16 protein-coding genes, 1 tRNA gene and 1 pseudogene are annotated in these 21,482 nt (G+C 68.3%); 10 read left to right on the forward strand and 8 right to left on the reverse strand.

Features of this window, described 5'->3' with window-relative positions:
* The first annotated feature begins 295 nt into the window (after positions 1 to 295).
* From AC5RV6_RS16455 to AC5RV6_RS16465, 3 genes are all read left to right on the forward strand, one after another.
* Complete coding sequence (locus AC5RV6_RS16455) at positions 296 to 2,242, forward strand: BCCT family transporter (RefSeq protein WP_494008440.1); 1,947 nt, start codon at positions 296 to 298, stop codon at positions 2,240 to 2,242.
* 102 nt (positions 2,243 to 2,344) lie between these two features.
* Positions 2,345 to 3,940 (forward strand): alpha/beta hydrolase family protein, encoded by a 1,596-nt coding sequence (locus AC5RV6_RS16460; RefSeq protein ID WP_494008441.1) that lies wholly within the window; start codon positions 2,345 to 2,347, stop codon positions 3,938 to 3,940.
* Between the two features lie 103 nt (positions 3,941 to 4,043).
* Entirely contained in the window at positions 4,044 to 4,874 is an 831-nt protein-coding gene (locus AC5RV6_RS16465) for an aldo/keto reductase (protein WP_494008442.1), read from the forward strand.
* 129 nt (positions 4,875 to 5,003) lie between these two features.
* Here the strand turns inward: AC5RV6_RS16465 and sucD are convergent, their stop codons facing one another.
* From sucD to AC5RV6_RS16485, 4 genes are all read right to left on the reverse strand, one after another.
* Positions 5,004 to 5,906, reverse strand: coding sequence for a succinate--CoA ligase subunit alpha (gene sucD / locus AC5RV6_RS16470; RefSeq protein WP_494008443.1), 903 nt, complete (start codon positions 5,904 to 5,906; stop codon positions 5,004 to 5,006).
* 36 nt (positions 5,907 to 5,942) lie between these two features.
* Positions 5,943 to 7,112, reverse strand: a complete 1,170-nt coding sequence (gene sucC, locus AC5RV6_RS16475; RefSeq protein ID WP_494008444.1) for an ADP-forming succinate--CoA ligase subunit beta — start codon at positions 7,110 to 7,112, stop codon at positions 5,943 to 5,945.
* A gap of 201 nt (positions 7,113 to 7,313) precedes the next feature.
* Positions 7,314 to 9,842 (reverse strand): DNA helicase PcrA, encoded by a 2,529-nt coding sequence (gene pcrA, locus AC5RV6_RS16480; protein WP_494008445.1) that lies wholly within the window; start codon positions 9,840 to 9,842, stop codon positions 7,314 to 7,316.
* A 62-nt stretch (positions 9,843 to 9,904) separates the two neighbouring features.
* Complete coding sequence (locus AC5RV6_RS16485) at positions 9,905 to 10,699, reverse strand: inositol monophosphatase family protein (RefSeq protein WP_494008446.1); 795 nt, start codon at positions 10,697 to 10,699, stop codon at positions 9,905 to 9,907.
* Between the two features lie 49 nt (positions 10,700 to 10,748).
* Here AC5RV6_RS16485 and AC5RV6_RS16490 point away from each other — a divergent pair, with 49 nt between their 5' ends.
* On the forward strand, positions 10,749 to 11,390 hold the full coding sequence (locus AC5RV6_RS16490; protein WP_494008447.1) for a hypothetical protein: 642 nt from the start codon (positions 10,749 to 10,751) through the stop codon (positions 11,388 to 11,390).
* A 21-nt stretch (positions 11,391 to 11,411) separates the two neighbouring features.
* Here the strand turns inward: AC5RV6_RS16490 and AC5RV6_RS16495 are convergent.
* Positions 11,412 to 13,373, reverse strand: a pseudogene (locus AC5RV6_RS16495) (MMPL family transporter); the annotation flags it as partial.
* A 101-nt stretch (positions 13,374 to 13,474) separates the two neighbouring features.
* Between AC5RV6_RS16495 and AC5RV6_RS16500 the strand changes: the two are divergent.
* Entirely contained in the window at positions 13,475 to 14,065 is a 591-nt protein-coding gene (locus AC5RV6_RS16500) for a MarR family winged helix-turn-helix transcriptional regulator (RefSeq protein ID WP_494008448.1), read from the forward strand.
* 29 nt (positions 14,066 to 14,094) lie between these two features.
* A tRNA-Arg gene (locus AC5RV6_RS16505) sits at positions 14,095 to 14,168 on the forward strand.
* A gap of 119 nt (positions 14,169 to 14,287) precedes the next feature.
* Here the strand turns inward: AC5RV6_RS16505 and AC5RV6_RS16510 are convergent.
* The 3 genes from AC5RV6_RS16510 to AC5RV6_RS16520 all read right to left on the reverse strand — a co-directional run bounded on the left by AC5RV6_RS16510 (position 14,288) and on the right by AC5RV6_RS16520 (position 17,426).
* Positions 14,288 to 15,202, reverse strand: coding sequence for a carbohydrate ABC transporter permease (locus AC5RV6_RS16510; RefSeq protein ID WP_494008449.1), 915 nt, complete (start codon positions 15,200 to 15,202; stop codon positions 14,288 to 14,290).
* A gap of 1 nt (position 15,203) precedes the next feature.
* Complete coding sequence (locus AC5RV6_RS16515) at positions 15,204 to 16,124, reverse strand: carbohydrate ABC transporter permease (RefSeq protein WP_494008450.1); 921 nt, start codon at positions 16,122 to 16,124, stop codon at positions 15,204 to 15,206.
* 66 nt (positions 16,125 to 16,190) lie between these two features.
* A complete protein-coding gene (locus AC5RV6_RS16520) occupies positions 16,191 to 17,426 on the reverse strand; it encodes an extracellular solute-binding protein (protein ID WP_494008451.1) in 1,236 nt (411 codons plus the stop codon).
* 339 nt (positions 17,427 to 17,765) lie between these two features.
* Between AC5RV6_RS16520 and AC5RV6_RS16525 the strand changes: the two genes are divergently transcribed.
* Genes AC5RV6_RS16525 through AC5RV6_RS16540 form a run of 4 tightly spaced genes read left to right on the forward strand, consistent with a single transcriptional unit; the run spans position 17,766 to position 21,477 of the window.
* Positions 17,766 to 18,701, forward strand: coding sequence for an SIS domain-containing protein (locus AC5RV6_RS16525; protein ID WP_494008452.1), 936 nt, complete (start codon positions 17,766 to 17,768; stop codon positions 18,699 to 18,701).
* A gap of 9 nt (positions 18,702 to 18,710) precedes the next feature.
* Entirely contained in the window at positions 18,711 to 19,649 is a 939-nt protein-coding gene (locus AC5RV6_RS16530; protein ID WP_494008453.1) for an ROK family protein, read from the forward strand.
* Positions 19,646 to 20,620: a 1-phosphofructokinase family hexose kinase gene (locus AC5RV6_RS16535; protein WP_494008454.1), complete on the forward strand. Its 975-nt coding sequence runs from the start codon at positions 19,646 to 19,648 to the stop codon at positions 20,618 to 20,620. Before AC5RV6_RS16530 ends, AC5RV6_RS16535 begins: the two co-directional genes overlap by 4 nt.
* Positions 20,617 to 21,477 carry a class II fructose-bisphosphate aldolase gene (locus tag AC5RV6_RS16540; protein WP_494008455.1) on the forward strand — a complete coding sequence of 287 codons (861 nt, stop codon included), beginning with the start codon at positions 20,617 to 20,619 and terminating at the stop codon, positions 21,475 to 21,477. Before AC5RV6_RS16535 ends, AC5RV6_RS16540 begins: the two co-directional genes overlap by 4 nt.
* Positions 21,478 to 21,482 lie beyond the last annotated feature (5 nt).

Raw genomic sequence — 21,482 nt, forward strand, 5'->3', positions numbered from 1 at the left:
GGCGGGGTGCAGCCGGGGCCGGCAGTCCCGCGGAATCCCCGCCTCCACCACGCCGCTGTGACCGGTTCCGCAGGATCATCCGGAATTTGACTTGTCCATGAGCGCGTTGAAGTCTTGAAGCGATTCCATGTCAACCGGAGAAAGGGCCGCCTGCACGAAGGATCACTGCCAGTCCCCAGCCCTCTCACTGCCGCCCGGCAGGGCTGGTCCCACCGGTGCCGGGCCCGAGGGATCCTCCGTCTGCTCGAACAGCACGCTGCAGGCAGCCCTTTTCCACGTGAACGGAGGCATCACCTTGGGGACCATCAACGACCCCTCCCTCGAAAGTCCGACGCCGGGCAGCGACCCCGCGGCGGAATCCGCGCGGCACGATCCCGCTGCGGACACTCCCGCCGGGCATGAGCGCGACCAGGAGATCCTGGGCCAGCTGCTCGAGAGCGAGGCCGAAGTGGCGGCGCAGCAGGACGAAGCGACCCCGGCGAAGCTCGACCGGACCATCTTCGCAGTGGCCGGCGTCCTGACCCTGGCCTTCATCCTGTGGGGCTTCCTGGACAGCTCGGGGCTCGGCAGCGCCTCCACCGCCGCCCTGAACTGGGTCATGGAGAACACCGGCTGGCTGTTCGTGCTGCTGGCGTCCTTCTTCGTGCTCTACGTCCTGTGGCTGGCCCTGGGCCGTTTCGGCCGCATCCCGCTGGGCCGGGACGGCGAGGCACCGGAGTTCCGGACCTGGTCCTGGATCTCCATGATGTTCGCCGCCGGCATGGGCATCGGCCTGATGTTCTACGGCGTGGCCGAGCCTCTCTACTACTACCTCTCCCCGCCGCCGGGCACCGTCGAGGGCCAGTCCGCCGAGGCGATCGAGACGGCGCTGGCCACCTCCATGTTCCACTGGGGCCTGCACCCCTGGGCCATGTACGGCGTCATCGGCATCGCGATGGCGTACGGCAGCTTCCGGCTGGGCCGCAGCCAGCTCATCTCCTCGCTCTTCACCTCCCTGTTCGGCAAGCGGACGGTCGAGGGGCCGGTGGGCAAGGTGCTGAACATCTTCGGCATCTTCGCCACCCTCTTCGGCACTGCCGCCTCCCTGGGCCTGGGCGCGCTGCAGATCGGCAGCGGCATCCAGTCCACCGGCTGGCTGGGTGACGTCGGAACCCCCATCCTGGTCGCGATCATCGCCGTCCTGACCGCCTGCTTCGTGGCCTCCGCCCTGTCCGGGATTTCCCGCGGCATCCAGTGGCTGTCCAACATCAACATGGTCCTGGCCGTCGTCCTCGCCCTGGTGGTCTTCGTCGCCGGACCCACATTGTTCATCCTCAACGTCCTTCCCTCCGCGCTGGGCAGCTACGCCGCCGACATGGCGGAAATGGCGGCACGGACCGAAGCCGTGGGCGGCGACGCCCTGCGCGAGTGGCTCTCCTCCTGGACCATCTTCTACTGGGCCTGGTGGCTGTCCTGGACCCCGTTCGTGGGCCTGTTCATCGCCCGGATCAGCCGCGGCCGCACCATCCGCCAGTTCGTCACCGGCGTGCTGCTGGTCCCCACGGCCGTCAGCCTCGTCTGGTTCTCCATCTTCGGCGGCGGCGCCATCGGCCTGCAGCGCTCGGCCGAGGCCTCGGGCGCCGAGGGCCTGGCCACCATGGCCGACGGCGAGCTCAGCATCTCGTTCGACGGCGCGCTGTTCACGCTGCTGGACGCGCTGCCGCTGCCGAACATCCTCGCCGCGGCGGTATCGGTCCTCGCCATGGTCCTCGTTGCCATCTTCTTCGTGACCGGCGCGGACTCCGCGTCACTGGTGATGGCCACCCTCAGCTCCAACGGCAGCGAGAAGCCCTCCCGCGGCGTCGTGGTCTTCTGGGGCCTGCTGACCGGTGCGGTGGCGGCGGTGATGCTGCTCGCCGGCGGTGACGAACCGTCCGAGGCCTTGGACGGGCTGCAGAACATCACCATCGTCGCGGCCCTGCCCTTCGCGATCGTGATGCTGCTGCTGTGCGTGGCGCTGTACAAGGACCTGTCCCGGGACCCGCGGGCGCTGCGGCGCGAACTCGCGCTGTCCGTGGTCGAGCGGGCCATCCGCAGCGGCGTCGAGGAGCACAACGGGGAACCGTTCAACCTGGTCACCTCGCCGCCTGACGCGGCGGCGACGTCCGACGCCGGTTCCGACGGCGGCCCTGACGCCTCCGGGAAGGCACCGGCGAAGGATACCCGCCCGGGTACACCGGAACCAGCAGGCAGGGACGAATAGCCCGTCCTTTGCGCTGAAAGCCCGCCCCGGGGCTTGTTGAGGGCTGGCCCGAACTCGTAGGCTCCTGCAAAAGTTACCGAACGGTAACCAAGCATCCGGTCCATGACAACGAGGTCAGCCATGAACAAAGCCCTGGGCTCCGCGCTTGCCGCGGCGCTGCTGCTGGGATCCTTCCTCGCAGCAGCGCCAGGCGCCGCCGCGGTCACCGAAGCAGTTCCCCCCGCCCCCGCCGAGGCGGCGCCGCCGCCCGCAGCCCGCACCGACGTCGTGCTGACGTCCTTTGACGGCACCCCGATCCACACCAACTTCTTCCCGGCAGCGGGCCTGGCGGCGGAAGAGAAGGCACCCACCGTCATGGTCGGTCCAGGCTTCGGCTCACCCGGCGGACGGAACCCGGACTCGGCCACCAGCGCCCTGATCGGCTCGATCGGCCTCGGCCCGCTCCGCGAAGCCGGCTACAACGTGCTCACCTGGGATCCGCGCGGGTTCGGCTACAGCGGCGGCGAAGCGTACGTGAACCACCCCGAGTTCGAGGGCCGGGATGCGCAGATGCTCGTCGACTTCATCGCCGGCCAACCCGAAGCCGCGCTCGACGCCCCCGGTGATCCCGTGCTCGGCATGGCGGGAGCCTCCTACGGCGGCGGCATCCAGTTCGTCCTCGCCGCCCGGGACAGCCGGGTGGACGCCATCGCCCCCACCATCGCCTGGAACGACCTGACCACCAGCCTGTACCAGGACGGGGCCTTCAAGAAGGGCTGGGGTTCGCTGCTCTGCCTGCAGGGCACCGTATCGGGCCAGCTCGGTTCACTGGTCGGCAACCACGGCGCCCTGGCGGCTCCGGTGCGGCAGGCGTGCCGGGAGGGCCTGAACTACCCGTACAAGCTGAGCCAGACCTCCGTGGACTACTTCGCCGGGCTCACCTCGGACGCGTTGTTCAGCTCGATCAGCGCCCCGACCCTGATCATCCAGGGCACCGTGGACACGCTGTTCCCCCAGGACGAGGCCACCCGCAACTATGACCTGATCCGCAGCGCGGGCACCGAGGTGAAGATGCTGCAGTTCTGCGGCGGCCACGGCCTGTGCTCGGCCACCGCGGGGCCTGAGCGCATCACCCAGGCCACGCTGGACTGGTTCGGCAGGCACCTCGACGGCCGGGCCGTCGACACCGGGCCCGGATTCGAATTCATCGACCAGCTCGGAGTGACCCGGGCCGCCGATGCCTACCCGCAGCCCGCGGGCGCGCTGACCGGCACCGGGAAGGGCTCGCTGCTGCTCAGCCCGGCGGCCGTCAGCGGCGGCATCGTCGCCGCCGCGTGGGCGCCGTCCGCGGTGAACGTGCCGATCGGGGCGCCCGCCGTCACCACCTCGGTGTTCGGTGCGCCGCAGCTGACCCTGACCTACCGCGGCACCGGGCGGACCGCCGAAACGCACGTCTACGCACAGATCATCGACCGGTCCCGGGCGTCCCTGGTGGCCGGCAACCAGGTCACTCCGGTGCCGCTTATTTTGGACGGCGTCGAACGCACCATCACCATCCCGCTGGAGGAAATCTCGCACACGGTGTCCCCGGGCACCCGGCTGGCGCTGCAGCTGACCCCCGCCTCGACGGTCTACGCCCCGCCCACCGTTACGGCGCACACCAGCTTCACCGCCGCCATCACGCTGCCCACCGTCGCGGACTACCCTGTAGTTCCATAACCTGACCGCACACAACCACGACGGCGGCGGGCCGGGCGCCTGCACCCGCCCGCCGCCGTCGGGCCGGCTTCGCCTTGAACGGCCCGGCCCGGAAAGGCACCGGATGGTACAGCCCGCCCCCACGCTTCAGCTGCGCAGCTCCGCGGAGATTCCGCAGATCGGCCTCGGCACCTGGCCGATGGACGACGCCGAAGCCGCAGCCGCCGTTGAGGCGGCCATCGACCTCGGCTACCGGCATTTCGACACCGCCGAAAACTACGGCAACGAGCGCGGCGTCGGCGAGGGGATCCGGCGCAGCGGGATCGCCCGGTCCGAGGCGTTCGTCACCACCAAGTTCAACCGGAAGTGGCACAGCCGCGACGGCGTGCGTGAGGCCCTGCGCCGCAGCGTGGAACGGCTGGGCACCGAATATGTGGACCTGCTGCTCATCCACTGGCCCAATCCGGACCAGGACCGCTTCGTCGAGGCCTTCGCCGGCATGCGCGAGCTGCTGGAGGAAGGACTGATCCGGGCCGCCGGAGTCTCCAACTTCAAGCCCGCCCATCTGCAGCGGCTGCTGGCCGAGGGTTTGGTGCCCGACGTCAACCAGGTGCACCTCGACCCCTACCGGCCCCGCGACGACGTCCGCGCAGCTGACGCAGGCAGCGGCATCGTCACCGAGTCCTGGAGCCCCATCGGCCGCGGCGGGGACCTGCTGGCCGAACCCGTGCTTACCGGCCTGGCGGACAAGTACGGCAAGACCGCCGCCCAGGTGGTGCTGCGCTGGCACGTGCAGCACGGCCTGGTCGCCATCCCCAAGTCGGCCAACCCGGAGCGGATGCGGCAAAACCTGGACGTCTTCGACTTTGCGCTGGACGCCGGGGAGGTCGCGGCCATCGATGCGCTGGCCGATCCGGCCGCCCCGCTCACCGACTCCGACGAGTTCGGGCACTAAGCCGCCCCGCCACGCACCGCCCCGCCGCGCGGTGCAGCCGCAGCGGGCAGCATGCGAAAGGCCCCCATGCGAAAAAGGGACCCCCGCACGGATTCCGTGCGGGGGTCCTTTTCGCGGGGCGCAGCTGCCTTAGAGGGCGGCGTAGACCTCGCGCAGCAGGGTGGCGGTCTCGGACGGCGTCTTGCCGACCTTGACGCCCGCAGCCTCGAGGGCTTCCTTCTTGGCCTGGGCGGTGCCCGCGGAACCGGAGACGATGGCGCCGGCGTGGCCCATGGTCTTGCCTTCCGGAGCGGTGAAGCCGGCCACGTAGCCGACGACCGGCTTGGTGACGTTGGCCTTGATGAACTCGGCGGCACGCTCTTCGGCGTCGCCGCCGATTTCGCCGATCATCACGATCGCCTTGGTCTCGGGGTCGGCTTCGAACGCGGCCAGGGCGTCGATGTGCGTGGTGCCGATGACCGGGTCGCCGCCGATGCCGATGGCGGTGGAGAAGCCGAGGTCACGCAGCTCGTACATCATCTGGTAGGTCAGCGTGCCGGACTTGGAGACCAGGCCGATCGGGCCCTTGCCGGTGATGTTGGCCGGGGTGATGCCGACCAGCGCTTCGCCGGGGGTGATGATGCCGGGGCAGTTCGGGCCGATGATGCGGGTGATCTGCTTGCCGTCGGCGTCGACCTTGGACTGGGCGTGGGCCCAGAACTCGGCGGTGTCCTGCACCGGGATGCCTTCGGTGATGACCACGACGAGGCCGATTTCGGCGTCGATCGCCTCCATCACGGCGTCCTTGGTGAAGGCCGGCGGCACGAAGACGATGGAGACGTCGGCGCCGGTCTTCTCGATGGCCTCTTCAACGGTGCCGAAGACGGGCAGCTCCACGTCACCGTGGGTGACGGTGGTGCCGGCCTTGCGGGCGTTCACGCCACCCACGATGTTGGTGCCGGCCTTGAGCATCAGGGCGGTGTGCTTGGTGCCTTCGCCGCCGGTGATGCCCTGAACGATGACCTTGGAGTCCTTGTTCAAGTAGATAGACATGGTTCTATTCTCTTTTCTGCTTCAGGCAGGCTCGGGTCAGCGGGCGGCGTTGGCCAGCTCGGCTGCCTTGTCGGCGCCTTCGTCCATGGAGGTGGCGAGGGTGACCAGCGGGTGGTTGGCCTCGTTGAGGATGCGGCGGCCCTCTTCGACGTTGTTGCCGTCCAGGCGGACGACCAGCGGCTTGTTGGCCTCGTCGCCCAGGATCTCCAGGGCCTTGACGATGCCGTTCGCGACGGCGTCGCAGGCGGTGATGCCGCCGAAGACGTTCACGAAGACGCTCTTGACCTGCTCATCGTTGAGGATGACGTCCAGGCCGGCGGCCATGACGGTGGCGGAGGCGCCGCCGCCGATGTCCAGGAAGTTGGCCGGCTTCACGTTGCCGTGCTTCTCGCCGGCGTAGGCGACCACGTCGAGGGTGGACATGACCAGGCCCGCGCCGTTGCCGATGATGCCGACTTCGCCGTCGAGCTTGACGTAGTTCAGGTCGTTCGCCTTGGCCTTGGCCTCGAGCGGATCGGCGGCGTCCTTGTCCTCCAGGGCCTCGTGGCCGGGCTGGCGGAAGGCGGCGTTCTCGTCGAGGGAGACCTTGCCGTCGAGGGCGACGATGTCGCCGGCGCCGGTCTTCACCAGCGGGTTGACCTCCACCAGGGTGGCGTCTTCCTTGGTGAACACGTCCCACAGCTTGATGATGGTCTCGGCGACCTTGCCGCGCAGCTCCTCGGGGAAGCCGGCGGCGGCGACGATCTCGTCGGCCTTGGCGGCGTCGATGCCCACGGCCGGGTCCACTGCGACCTTGGCGAGGGCGTCGGGACGCTCGACGGCGAGCTGCTCGATCTCCATGCCGCCCTCGACCGAGCACATGGCCAGGTAGTTGCGGTTGGCGCGGTCCAGCAGGACGGAGAAGTAGTACTCCTCTGCGATGTCAGCGCCCTGCGCGATCATCACCTTCTTGACCGTGTGGCCCTTGATGTCCATGCCGAGGATGTTGGACGCGTGGTCGAACGCTTCGTCCGCGGTCTTGGCGACCTTCACGCCGCCGGCCTTGCCGCGGCCGCCCACCTTGACCTGGGCCTTGACGACAACGACGCCGCCGATCTTCTCCGCTGCGGCTTTCGCTTCTTCAGGAGTGTGCGCCACGATGCCGGCCAGCACGGGAACTCCGTGCGCCTCAAACAGATCGCGCGCCTGATATTCAAACAGGTCCACGGGCTAGTGTCCTTCTACGTCGAAGTAGGTTTACGTCGATCTCGCGATCGAGAAGCAGGTGCGTGACCGCGGGCCTGCCCCTTGGGAACTTTACCGCCCGCACTCCGGCACGGTCCCCAGAGTACCCGTTTAGTGATCAAGGGCACAGTTCTATGGTTTGTAGAAAATACGGGGTTTGCGATATGGGCGCGCGCCCCCTGCTCAGGATTCCTTGGTGAGCGGGGCGTAGCGCAGCAGCAGCCGCTTCTCGCCGGCGTCGAACTTCACCTTCGCCACGGTCTTGTCGCCGCTGCCTTCCACGGAGAGGACCACGCCGTGCCCGAAGCTGTTGTGGTTGACCTTGTCCCCCACCACCACGGAGATGACTTCCTTCTGCGGCTGCACCCGGCCGATGGCCTTGGCCTTGGCCACCGGCGGCACCGGATCGCCGGTTGCGGCACTGTTCCCGGCGCCCCACCAGGAGCCGCCGTAGCGGCTGCCCGTGGAGGAGATGGACCCGCCGCCGCCCCAGGCCGGGCGGTCCATGCCTTCGCGCTTCCACTCGATCAGGTCGGCGGGGATCTCGCCGACGAACTGGCTCGCGGGGTTGTACTGGCTCTGGCCCCACATGCTGCGCACCTCGGAGCGGGTCAGGTAGAGCCGCTGCCGGGCCCGGGTGAGGCCGACGTACGCGAGCCGGCGCTCCTCGGCCAGCTCGGCGGGGTCGGTGGCGGAACGCTGGTGCGGGAAGATGCCCTGTTCCATGCCGGTGAGGAAGACGACCGGGAATTCCAGGCCCTTGGCGGTGTGCAGGGTCATCAGGGTGACCACGCCCTGCCGCCTGGATTCCTCCACGGCTGCCGCGACCTCCTCGGCGGAGTCGGCGGGGGCGTCGGGCACCTGGTCGGCGTCGGCGACCAGGGAGACCTGTTCCAGGAACTGCTCGAGGGTGCCCTCGGGGTTCTCCCGTTCGTATTCGCGCACGACGGCGACCAGCTCGGCCAGGTTCTCCACCCGGGACTCGTCCTGCGGATCGCCGCTGGAGCGCAGCTGCGCCAGGTAGCCGGTCTGCTCCAGCACGGCCTCCAGCGCGGCGGACGCGCCGGAGCCGGACGCCACCTCGGCGAGGTCGTCGATCAGCTTCACGAAGCCGTTGACCGCATTGAGGGAGCGGGTGGCCAGGCCCGGCGCCTCGTCGGCGCGGCGCAGGGCGGCCATGAAGGACACCCGTTCGCGTTCGGCCAGGGCCGCGACGGCGTACTCGGCCCGGTCGCCGATGCCGCGCTTGGGTTCGTTGAGGATCCGGCGCAGGTTCACGACGTCGTCCTGGTTAACCAGCACGCGCAGGTAGGCCAGGGCGTCCTTGATCTCCTTGCGCTCGTAGAACCGGGTGCCGCCGACCACCTTGTACGGCAGGCCCACGCGGACCAGCACGTCCTCCAGGGAGCGGGACTGGGCGTTGGTGCGGTAGAAGATCGCGACGTCGCCCGGGCGCAGGTTCTCCTCGTCCTGCAGCCGGTCGATCTCCTCGGCGATGAAGCGGGCCTCTTCGTGCTCGTTCTCGCCCACGTAGCCGATGATCCGGTGCCCTGCGCCCTCGGCGGTCCAGAGCTTTTTCTCGGGCCGGTTCGGGTTGCGGGAGATCACGGCGTTCGCCGCATTCAGGATGGTCTGCGTGGAGCGGTAGTTCTGTTCCAGCAGGATGGTCCGGGCCTGCGGGTAGTCCTTTTCGAAGTCATTGATGTTGCGCACATCGGCGCCGCGGAAGGCGTAGATGGACTGGTCGGAGTCGCCGACGACGGTCAGTTCGGCCGGCGGGACCGGCTCGCCGTCGTTCCCTGCTTCCTCGGCGGCGGGGGCACCGGCGCCGACCAGTTCCCGGACGAGGGCGTACTGGGCATGGTTGGTGTCCTGGTATTCGTCCACCAGCACGTGCCGGAAGCGCCGGCGGTAGTACTCGGCCACGCCGGGGAAGGCCCGGAACATGTACACGGTCTGGGCGATCAGGTCGTCGAAGTCGTAGGCGTTGGCCTGGCGCATGCGCTCGGTGTAGCCGCGGTAGACCTCGGCCACGGCCGTTTCGAACGGGTCGGAGAGGTTCGCCGTGGCTGCGAAGGCCTCGTCGTCGATCAGTTCGTTCTTGAGCGTGGAGATCCTGTTCGCGATGGCCTTGGGCGTGAACTTCTTCGGATCCAGGTCCAGTCCGCGGGCCACCAGGGTGATCAGCCGCAGCGTGTCCGCCGAGTCGTAGATGGAGAAATTGGAGTTCATGCCCACGGCCTTGGCCTCGCGGCGCAGGATCCGCACGCAGGAGGAGTGGAAGGTGGAGATCCACATGCTCTGCGCGGCCGGGCCGATCAGGGCCTCGATCCGTTCGCGCATCTCGGCGGCGGCCTTGTTGGTGAAGGTGATGGCCAGGACCTGCCCGGGCCGGGCCCGCCCGGTGGCGAGCAGATGCGCGATCCGGTGGGTCAGGACGCGGGTCTTGCCGGAACCGGCTCCGGCCACGATCAGCAGCGGCGAGCCGGCATGCTTCACCGCCTCCTCCTGCTGGGGGTTCAACCCCTCGAGCAGCTCCGCGGCGCGGGCTTCGTCGACGCGGTGCCCGCCGGAGCCGGCACGGCCGGCCGAGGGCCCGCCGTCCGCAGGGTTCCCCCCGGCCGGGCCGCCGCCCTTGGCCCGCCGGGCATCCTTGGTCTCGGGATCGTCTTTGGCGGGCGCGGCGAAGTAGGGATCGAAGAGAAAGTCCATGGTGGGCTTAAGTCTAGGCGCTGCCCCTGACGCTTTGCTGGGCGGAACCGGCGCGGCGCCGTTCAGCCCACCAGGGCGCTGCGGATCTCCCGGACCGCGGCGCGGCCGCCGGCGATGTGCCAGCGGAAGCCGTTGACCTCGACGACGTCGGTGGCTCCCCCGGCGGCGAGCACGATCGCCTTCCCCGGCAGCCAGTCCCATTCCGGGCAGCTGTGCTGGAACCAGGCGCCGAGCCGGCCGGAAGCCACCGATCCCAGGTCGCAGGAGCCCGAGCCCAGCATCCGGATGGTCGCCGTCCGCGAGGCGGCGCGGGTCCACGGCCCTGCCACCTCGGGACGCGGCAGCCAGGTGGGGTGCAGGTAGCTGCCGGCCGAGATCCGGTCCAGGGGGGCGTCGTCCATCACCAGGGCGCCGCCGTTGAGGGTGGCCGGCCGGCCGATGCCGCCGAGGTAGAGCCGTTCCTCCTGCGGCTGGTAGACGGCGCCGAGCAGGACCTCGGGGTCGCCGTCGAGCGGGGCGGCGTCGTCGCTGCGCAGGGCGAGCGCCGAGCACCAGTAGGTGGAGCCGGCGGAGAAGTTGTAGGTGCCGTCCACCGGGTCGATCACCCAGGACCGGCCGGAGCTGCCGCGTACGCTGGCACCCTCCTCGCCCACGATGCCGTCCTCGGGGCGCAGCGCGCGCAGCCTCTCGACGATGAGTTTCTCCGCCGCATGGTCCGCGGCGGTGACGACGTCGGATACGGAGGTTTTCTGCTGGACGTCCAGTCCGCTCCCGCGCATGCGCAGGGCAAGCTGCCCGGCTTCACGGACCAGGTCGGCGGCAAGGTCGAAGTCTTCGCGGCTCGGGGTCAGGCTCATGGGCCCAGCCTAGCGAACCGTCCTCCCGGCGTTCAGCCATACTGGAACCATGTCCAAGACTCCGGCCCAGCGGGCAGCCAAGCACGGAGACCGGGCCGTTCCCGGCAAGGCCGTCCCGCCCGCCAATCCCACCGTCCAGCGCAGTCCGCAGCAGGCGCAGTCGAACGCGAACCTGATCATCATCGCGGGGGTGGTGACCACGCTGTTCCTGTTCTGGTACTACCATCTGCTGACGCTGAACCAGATGACCCAGCTCGCCGGCGGCCTGGCCATGCCCGATTCGCTCATCGGCGGCTATGACCTGGCCTACCTCCAGGACCTGCGCGGCGTGATGGACGCCGACGCCCTGGGGCAGCTGAGCTACCTGCACAAGACGGCCGGCCTGCTCTTCCCGCTGATCTTCGGCTTCACGTGGCTGCTGCTGATCGGCCAGAGCACCCGGCGCCGAACGCTCCGCTGGGTGCTCTGGTCCGCTCCGCTGCTGTTCGTGGTCGTCGATCTGTGGGAGAACGTCGCCATCGATGCGGCGCTGGGCGCCGCCGAGCTAACCGCGGGCGACGCCGCCCTGGCCGGCGGTCTCACGCTCGCCCGCTGGATCCTGCTCGGCCTCAGCCTGCTCGCTGCTGTGGCGGCCGTGTTTTCCCGTCGGGTTGGACGGCCACCAGAACTTGTCGCCCAGCAGGAACGTTAGCGCCGGGACGATCACCGTCCGCACCACCAGGGTGTCCAGCAGGACGCCGATGGCCACCAGGATGCCGACCTGGGTGAGCGTGACCAGCGGCAGCACGCCCAGGACCACGAACACCGCGGCCAGCAGGATGCCGGCGCTGGTGATCACGCCGCCGGTGGAGCGCAGCGCGGCGAGCATGCCCTTCGGGGTTCCCATGGTGCGGGCGTTCTCCTTGGCCCGGGTGACCAGGAAGATGTTGTAGTCCACGCCCAGCGCCGACAGGAACAGGAAGGCGTAGAGCAGCGTCAGCGTGTCCATGGCCGGGAAGTCCAGCACGTACTTGAACAGCAGCCAGCTCAGGCCGGCGGCGGAGAAGTTGGTCAGCAGCACGGTCACCACCAGCAGCACCGGCGCCACCAGCGCCCGCAGCAGGGCGACCAGGACCAGGAAGATCAGGATCACGACCGCGGTGACGACCAGGGTCATGTCGTGCTGGTTGGCCGCCAGCTGATCCACCCGTTCCGCGGCTTCGCCGCCCACGAGTCCGCCGTAGGAGCCGTCCGCCAGGACCTGGCGCATCTCCTCGACCTGGGCGTTGGCCTCGTCGGTGCCGGCTTCGTAGCCGGTGATGACGCTCAGCTGGGTCCGGCCGTCGCTCTCCGAGCCCGGGCTGACGGAGTCAACCCCTTCCACGGACTGCAGGTCGCCGACGGCGGCGTCCACCGAACCGGTGTCCACCAGGACCGTCAGCGGTGTGGTGGAGCCGGCGGGGAAGCCCTCGGCGAGGGTTTCCGCGGCGGTGACGGCCTGGGGCTTTTCGGTGAACTGTTCGTTCTCGCTGAGCCCGATCTGGACGTTGAACAGGGCCACGCCCATGGCAATCAGCACGACGAGCGCCGAACCGGCAATGATCTTGGGCCGCTTGTAGGTGGCCTCGCCGAGCAGGCCCCAGAACTTGCCCTCCCGGGACGGGTCGCCGACCTTGGGCACGAACGGCCAGAACAGCTTGCGTCCGAACAGGACCATGGCCGCCGGCAGCAGGAACAGCGCCCCGGCCATGGCCAGCACCACGCCTGTGGCTGCGGAGAAGCCGAGGCCCCGGTAGCTGAGCGTGTCGGTGAAGAGCAGCGTCAGCAGCGCCAGCACGACCGTGCCGCCGGAGGCGATGATGGCCTCCCGGGTCCGGGTCAGCGCGATGCCCATCGCCTCGTAGACCGATTCGTTGCGGCGCAGCTCCTCGCGGTAGCGGGCGATCAGCAGCAGCGCGTAGTTGGTGGCGGCGCCGAAGACCAGCACGCTGGTGATGCCGACGGCGGAGGGGTCCACTCCGATGCCGGTAACCGGTTCCAGCAGCTCCACCACGTGCAGCGCGAGCTGCTCGATGGTCGCCACGATGGCCAGCGGCACCAGCCACAGCCAGGGCGAGCGGTAGGTCACGATCAGCAGCACCGCCACGATGATGGCGGTGAACAGCAGGAGCGTGAAGTTGGCCCCGGCGAAGACGCCGGCGAGGTCGGCGGAGAACGCGGCCCCGCCGGTCAGTTCCGCGGTCAGTTCCTCGCCCGAGGCCTCGGAGATGGTCTCGCGCAGCTCGGCGACCTCTTCCTCGACCGCGTCGCCGTTGTCGGTGGTCGCCTGCAGGGTCACCGGAACCAGCGCCACAAGGTTGTTCTCGGACACGATCGGGGGCACCTGCGCCGGCGGGGCTTCGACGCCCAAGTCGGTGGCCGCCGTCGTGATCTCTCCGACGGTGGCGAGGTCCTCCTGCGCCAGCTCGCCGCCGTCGGCCCGCGAGACCACGATCAGGGCGGTAGCGTCCTGCGCATCGGGGAAGTCCTCGAGGAGCTGCTCCACCTCGGCGGACTGGTACTTGTCGCTGAGGCCGCCGACCGCGACCTCCCCGGTGTCCTGGGCCGGGATCGCGAAGGCGCCGCCGATGACGACGGCTCCCGTGATCAGCGTCGCCGCCGCGGTCTTCGCGGACCGGACTATTCCTGCAAACATGGGCTTCTCCTGATATGGGAAGATATCTCTGCTAGAAAGTATCTCAAAAGTAGAGATACTTCAACGCCGAGTGGATGCATTGCTATGTATATTGGAGGCCGATGAGCAACGGACGGAGTGCGGTGGAGGACCAGCAGCGGCTGCGGTGGAACATCATCACCGCCATCCGGGGCCTGAGCCTGGACGGCCAGCGGGTGGCGGACGTCTTCGCGCACCGCAACGGCCTCAACGCCACCGACATGCGCGCCCTCGTGATGATCATGGAGGCGGAAACAAAGGGCGCCCCGCTCACCGCCGGCCAGCTCAGCGCCGCTCTCGGCACCTCCTCCGGCGCCACCACTGCGGTGATCGACCGGCTGGAGCGGATCGGGCATATCCATCGACTTAAAGGGCACAGCGACCGGCGCAAGGTCACGCTGCACTTCGAGCCGGTGGCCCGCGACCTCGCCGGAGCCTTCTTCGGCCCCCTCGGGTCCCTCGCCGAGGGCGTCATGGACCGCTACTCGGAGCAGGAGCTGGGCGTGATCCTGGACTTCCTGGTGCGGATGCGCGACAGCTACGACCGGCATCTGCAGTCGCTGCGCGACGGCGCCGACGATGCCGCGCTGCCGCCCTCCGGAGGCGAACAGCCGGCCGGCCCGGTGAGCGGCACGCGGGGCTCCGGTGGCACGGACCGGATCGAAAACGGGTAAGCTGATTACCGCGCCGGCCCCGCCGGCCCGCCTCCGTAGCTCAGTAGGATAGAGCGGCCCTCTCCTAAAGGGCAGGTCGTCGGTTCGATTCCGGCCGGGGGCACTTTTACTGCCCGGTCGCTGCCTGCTCCGAAGCCCACCGTACGTCCGCCGGGCAGCCCGCTCCCCCTCCGCTGACGGGTCCCCGGTGCCTTCCGCTTCACGGGCGGGGTTCCTGTGTTCCTATTTCACTGCGCCTGCAGTCAGACCGCCGATCAGGCGTTTCTCGATAACGGCAAACAGGATGATCACGGGGACAATCGCCACGATCGAAACGCCGAAGACGTACTGCCAGCTGGTGGCGTACTGCCCAATGAACTTGGTCAGGGCCACCGAAAGCGGCTGGTTTTCCGACGTGGACATGATGACCAGGCTGGCGGCGAACTCGTTCCAGGCGGACACGAACGTGAAGATCACAGCCGTGACGACGCCCGGCCACACCAGCGGCAGGTTAATGGTGAACAGCACCCGGAGTCTCCCGGCTCCGTCGATCTGGGCCGCCTCGTCGATCTCCCGGGGCACCGCAGCGAAAAAGCTGTGCATGATCCAGAGCGCGAAGGAAAGGTTGAAGGCGGCGTTGATCAGGATCATCGCGAGCCAGGTGTCGTTCAGGTCCAGCCACAACATCTGCCGAAAGAGCCCTGCAGTCAAGACGGCGGGCTGGAGCATCTGGGTAACAATGACCAGGAACAGGAAGGCCATGCGGCCCGGGAAACGGAAGCGGGCCGTGTAGTACGCCGCCGGGGTGGCAACGAGCAGGACCAGGACGGTGGCGCACACCGCGATGACAATCGTGGAGACGAGGTTGAAAGGCAGCGGCGTCTCGGGGGTGTCCCACATGGTGGCGTAGTTTCCGAACTGCAGCCCCTCCTGCGGGAGGTAAGCAGGCGGAACACCGAGGATCTCGGCCCGTGTTTTGAGCGATCCCACCAGCATGATCAGATACGGCGACAGGAAGACCAGTCCGATGAGTGCGCCGACGGCTGACCGGGCTGCCATGCGGCCCCGGCCGGCCCCGCCTGCGCGGTGCCGGGATGGGCGCCCGTGCAGCTCCAGCGGCGGGCGGGCCTGGACCGGGGCGGGAGCGGTGGCAGCCATCTCATGCCTCCTTCATTGGCTTGACGATCCTGACGTAGACGGCGACGATCACCAGCACCGCGGCGAAATTGACCACGCTGAGGGCGCTGGCGATATCCAGCCGCCTGTCGAACTGCAGCACCTTGAAGATGTAGGTCATCAGGGTGTCGGCGCTGTAGCCGGGAATAGAGCCGGTCATGATGCGCAGGATCGGCAGGTTGTTGAAGACGTTGATGATGTTGATCAGCACCGCGACCGCCAGGGCTCCTCGCAGCTGTGGCAGCACCACGCTGAAAAACGTCCGTGCGGGGCCGGCGCCGTCCATTTTTGCGGCCTCGAGTGCGTCGTCACCGATCGCCTGGAGCCCTGCAAGCAGCGTGTAGGTGGTGAAGGGCAGCGACACGAAGACACCCACGATGACTGCCGCCGCCAGAGCGGAGGTGACGTTCTTGGTGAAGCCGTAGCTCGAATCCATCAGCCCGACGTCGACCAGGAGCTTGTTGATGATGCCGTAGTCCCGGTCCAGCCCGTAGTAGAACACTGTGGTGGTCATCACCACGCTGGCGGCCCACGGCACCACGACGGCCATCCGGACCAGCGTGCGGCCCGGAAAGGGCTTGTTAAGGAAGTTGGCCAGCGCCAGGGAAATCAGCACGGTCAGGGTCACGACAGCCACCACCCACACCACTGTGTTGACCATGATCCGTGGCAGGTTGGGATCGGAGAACACCGTGGCGAAGTTCTCGAATCCCACGCCCTCGACGTCGGTGCCCGCCTGGCTGATCCGGCGGGTGGAGTTGTAGACCATATACCCGGCTGGGAAGATCACCACTCCAAAAATCAGCACCAGCACGGGTCCGATCCACAGCAGGGCGGGTGCCAGCCCCTCGCTGCGGCGTGAACGGCGTCCGATCGTCGTGCGCGGCCGGGGCAGTGTGCGCATGGTCGGTCCCTTTCTCGGTACGGGGCCGGTTCCGAGAGCGATACCGGCCCCGCGGCGGGCTGCAGATCAGGATTCGTCGGCTTTGGCCTGGATCTGCTCCAGGACTGCGGCCGGCTCCTGGTCCTCAAGCTGACCCATCAGCGACTTGAAGGCTCCGTCGGTGGCGTTCCAGCCCGGATTGGTGGTGGGGTAGAAGCTGGCGCTGGGCAACATGTCCAGGAACGGCTTCAGAGTTTCGTCGGAGCCCATTGCTTCGGATCCGCTCTTGGTGGTCGGCAGGAAACCCTCCGTCTGCACCCAGTTCAGGTACTGGTCCTGTGCGAAGAAGAAATCCATGAACGCGGCGATGGCTTCGGTTTTGTCCTCGTCACTGCGGAAAGCCATCAACCGATCCGCCACGCCCAGGGTTGCGGGTTCACCGGTGTTGGTTGGCACGCTCGCCACCCCGTAGTTCAGGTCGGGGTTCGACTCCTCGATTTGACCTACAGTTTGCGGGAGCCCATACACCATGCCGATCTGCCCCTGGACAAAGACGTTGATCATCGGTGTGCGCTGGGTCGCGCCGGGATCCGGCTGTGTCACTCCATCGGCAATCATCTTCTTCATGAAGGCGGCGGCCTCGACGTTTTCCGGGCTGTTGACGGTGATGGAACTTTCGTCACCGAAGCCGCCGCCGTTGCCGGCGAACCAGATGAGGCTCTCGCCCTGGGCTTCCTCGGAGCCGAGCGGCATGCCATAGCCGGGCGTCCCGGTATCGGAGATTTTCGTCGCGGCGTCGTAGAGCTCGTCCCAGGTGGTCGGCGGCGCCTCGATTCCGGCCTGGTCAAAGAGGTCCTGGTTGTAAAACAGCGCACGGACCGAGGCGATGAGGGGCAGGCCGTACTGGGTCCCTTCGAAGGTCTCGTTCTCCGCGAAGGACTCCTGGAAGTCGGCGAGCGTGTCCTCGCCGGCGACTTCCTCGGCCGGATACAGCAGGCCCTCGTCGGCGAATCCCGAGAAAGGTCCGCCGTTGTAGATGTCCGGCGCCTCACCCGCCTGGATCTTCGTCTGCAGGACCGACTCGAGGTTCTCCCAGGATTCGACCTGCAGGACGACATCGATTCCCTCGTTTTCGGCCTCGAAGTCTTCGATCACGCCCTCCCACAGGGCTTTGGTTCCGTCGGAATAGGTGGGCACGAGCAGGTCGAGAGTAGTAGTCGATCCGTCGTCGTCGCCTCCCTCTGCGCCGAATCCGCAGGAGGAGAGGGCCAGTGCGCCGACAGTGGCGACGGCAATCAGACCGGAGGGCACGATTCGCTTCATGGAATCCTCTTTCGGGTCGGTTCGGAGGTGGTCGCTGACACCGGCAGATGGCCGCTTGACGCGCATTCGTCCGGGAGAACTCTTCCGTGCTGGAGTTTGAGTGATTGAAAGTGATGTCTTCGCGCTGCTCACGCTCATCGACAAGCAGTCGAATGCCCACATGCTCGCCCTCGGTTGTGCACCCGTCAAGAGGAAAGAGCGGTCTTTTCGCACGGAATGGCATCCGTATTCGACTACCTGCCTGCACGTTTCTGCTCTCTGGACATATCGAAAGATCATGATTCACCATGAGCTATCGCGCACCCCGGTCAGCGGGGCGCGGCCCGAAAGGAGCCCCGCATGCCGCACACTCCGACCACAGCTCCAGGTCTCGGGGCCGCCCAGCCCGGGCAGTGGATGCGCAAGGAACTCGAGTCACAGCCGGACATCTGGGAGCTGGCCATTGCCCGGGCGGAGGCGGAGCACCTCCTCCCCAAGCCCACCGCACGTGTGGCTGCAGTGGGATGCGGCACCTCCTGGTTCATGGCCCAGGCCTTCGCTGCGGCCCGGGAGTCCTCGGGGCTGGGCGAAACGGATGCCTTTCCGGCTTCCGAAGCGGCCGTCGTGCCCACCCGCGGGTACGACGGAGTGATCGCCATCAGCCGGTCCGGAACCACCAGCGAGGTCCTCGAACTCCTCCGGGTGCTGCGGTCGGCGGCCATTCCCACCATCCTGCTCGTGGGCGATGCGAATACGCCTGCTGCCGAGCTGGCCACGGCCGTGGTGGCGCTGCCTTTCGCGGACGAGACCTCTGTGGTCCAGACCCGCTTCGCCACAGCCGCTCTCTGCTACCTGCTGACTTCCCTGGGCTGGGACCTGTCCCCGGCGGTGGACGGTGCGCGCACCGTGATCGCGGAAGAGATTCCCGCAGAGCTGCTGGCCGCGGAGCAGTTCACGTTTCTGGGCCATGGGTGGACCGTGGGGCTCGCCCATGAGGCGGCCCTCAAAATGCGCGAGGCCGGGCAGGAGTGGACGGAGTCGTACCCAGCCATGGAGTACCGGCATGGCCCCATCGCCATCGCGGCTCCCGGCCGCGTCACCTGGCTGCTGGCGCCCGCACCCGAGGGCCTCGGAGACCAGGTTCGCGGCGCCGGTGCCCACTTCGAGGCAGCCTCCCACCATCCGCTCGCCGAGCTCGTCCGAGTGCACCGCCTCGCTCTGGCCCGCGCACTCGCGCGCGGGATGAACCCCGACCGGCCGCGGAACCTGACCCGTTCCGTGATCCTCTCCGGTTAGGAGGCCATCGTGTCCGTCTCACCGCCGCAGGACGAGGGTCTGGTCCTGGCCTTCGATGTGGGCGGAACGGATATCAAGGCCGCCCTGCAGGATAATGCCGGCCGTTTCCGTGGACTGATGCGCGTGCCTACTCCGCAGGATGCGCGCCGGCCGGGGGACATCATCGTTGAACGGGTCGCCGAGCTCGCACAGGAGTACGCTGTCCGGGCTGAGGGCCGCCCAATCCGCTCCGTCGGATTCGTCGTGCCCGGACTCGTTGATGAGGACGCCGGAACCGGCATCCTCGCAGCGAACCTGGGCTGGCGCAACTACCCCTTCGCCTCCCGCCTGCACGAGGCCACCGGACTGCCGGTCGCCTTCGGACACGACGTTGGGCTTGCCGGCGAGGCGGAGATGCGCGTGGGCGCCGGCCGCGGACTGTGTGACGTGGTGGTCCTCATCGTCGGGACCGGGATTGCCGGCGCCGTGTTTGCCGACGGACGTCGCGTGCGCGGCGGCGGGTTCGCCGGCGAGTTCGGTCACATGCCCGCCGGCGGCGGGCTTCCCTGCCCTTGCGGAGCCTCCGGCTGCCTCGAGACCGTTGCCTCGGCAGGTGCCATCGCGCGCAGATTCGCTGACCGGACAGGCTCGCCGGTGCGGGAGGCCCGGGAGGTGCTGGCCGCCGCGCGGAAAGGAAACGCCGCTGCCCGCGACATCTGGAACGATGCGGTCGAAGCCCTTGCGACCGTCATCTGCCAGACCGCGGCCGTCCTGGGCAGTGAGGCGGTCATCTTCGGCGGCGGGCTTTCCCAGGCAGGTCCCGCACTGCTGGACCCATTGGCCAGGCTGACCGACGCCAGGCTTTCCTTCCATCGCCGGCCCCGGCTGCTGCGCTCCGCGCTGGGCCAGGACGCAGGGCTGGTGGGGGCGGCGATGCGGGCCAGGGACCTGCTGGGCGGCGCATCATGAACGCAGCACGGAACCTGATCCTGACCCTCACCCCCAACCCCGCGCTCGACGAGACCTACGACCTCGCCGCGCTGGTTCCCGGCAACAGCCATCGGGTGCCCCCGCCCTTGTCCCGCGCCGGCGGCAAGGGGCTCAACGTCGCCCGGGTGGCTCATCAGCTCGGCTTTCCCGCGCTGGCGCTCGCACCGCTCGGAGGGCCGACCGGCGCTGCCTGCCGCGACGAGCTGGCCGCCGCGGGGGTTCCGCACAGGTTGTCCGAGGTCTCCTCCCCCACCCGCCGTTCCATGGCCTTTGTGGACAGGGCCAGGGGCCTGACCACCATCATTAACGAGAGTGGCGTGCCCCTGGATGACCCCGACCGGGAACATCTCTTCGCGCTCGTCGAACGGGAGCTTCCGCACGCCGGCTGCGTGGTCGGCTCCGGCAGCCTGCCGCCGGGAACACCCTCCGACTTCTACGCCCGGCTCGCACGGTACAGCGCTGCTGCCGGTGTGCCCTGCATCGTGGATGCCTCAGGTCCGGCGCTGCTGGCAGCAGCGGCGGCTGGAGTATTCGCGGTGAAGCCGAACCGGGAGGAGCTTCTGGAGACCACCGGCTGCTCCGACGTCGGAGCCGGCGCCGATGTCCTGATCAGGGCCGGTGCCAAGCATGTTTTTGTCACGTCCGGATCCGAGGGCATGCGGCTGTTCAGCGCGGCCGAGCCTGAGACCTGCCTGGCTGCCTCGCTCGGCCGCGTGCTGCGAGGCAACCCCACAGGTGCCGGTGATGCGGCAGTTGCGGCGCTCGCCGTCCTGCTGGCGGCCGGGCAACATGACCCGTGTCGCCTCATTCGGACAGCCACGGCGTGGTCGGCCGCGGCTGTCCTGATGCCCGTTGCCGGAGAAATCTCCACAAGGCACGGCGAATTCAGCGACGAAATCCGTGTCAGAAGAGTCCGTCGCCATCCGCCGCACCGGGAGCAGAACGAATGAGCCTCATACCCACCCGTAGCCTGGTCGACGCCGCCGTTTCCGCCGGCACCGGCATCGGCGCCTTCAACGTCCTGCATCTGGAAACGGCGGAGGCCATTGTCCTCGGCGCCGAGGAGGTCGGCCTGCCGGTTATCCTGCAGATCTCCCAGAACTGCGCCGCCTATCACGGCGGGTTGGAGCCGTTGGCGCTGGCGTGCCGGTCCGTCTCCGCCGCCGCCTCGGTTCCGGTGGCTCTGCATCTGGACCATGCGGAGGACCAGGCCCTCATCAGGGAGGCTTTGGACCTGGGCTTCGGGTCGGTCATGTACGACGGGTCGGGCCTGCCCTACAGCGACAACGTGGCGGCGACGACATCGGTGGTGAAGCACGCGGAGCCCTACGGCGCCTTCGTCGAGGCTGAGCTTGGCAGAGTCGGAGGCAAGGACGGCGCACACGCGCCGGGGGCCCGTACCGACCCCTTCGAAGCTGCGGACTTTGTTCTGGCCACCGGGGTCGACGCCTTGGCTGTCGCCGTCGGTTCCTCACATGCAATGACCCGGCGCAGCGCGGAGCTGGACCTGATGCTCATCAGCGACCTCCGCCATGCGCTGCACGTGCCTCTGGTCCTGCACGGTTCTTCCGGCGTGGGGGACGAGATGCTCGCGGCCGCAGTACGGGCGGGCATGACTAAGATCAATGTTTCAACTCATTTGAACGGGTTTTTTACCCGTGCCGTCCGGACTGTTCTGGAAAATACTCCCGAGCTGGTGGATTCACGGAAATATCTCCATGCCGGCCGACAGGCCCTCGCGCCGGAGGCAGGCAGGCTGTTGGCCCTCCTCTCGCTCGGCGGGAGGAGCCCCGGTGGCCAAGATTAGGATCC

The organism is Arthrobacter saudimassiliensis, assembly GCF_059090665.1.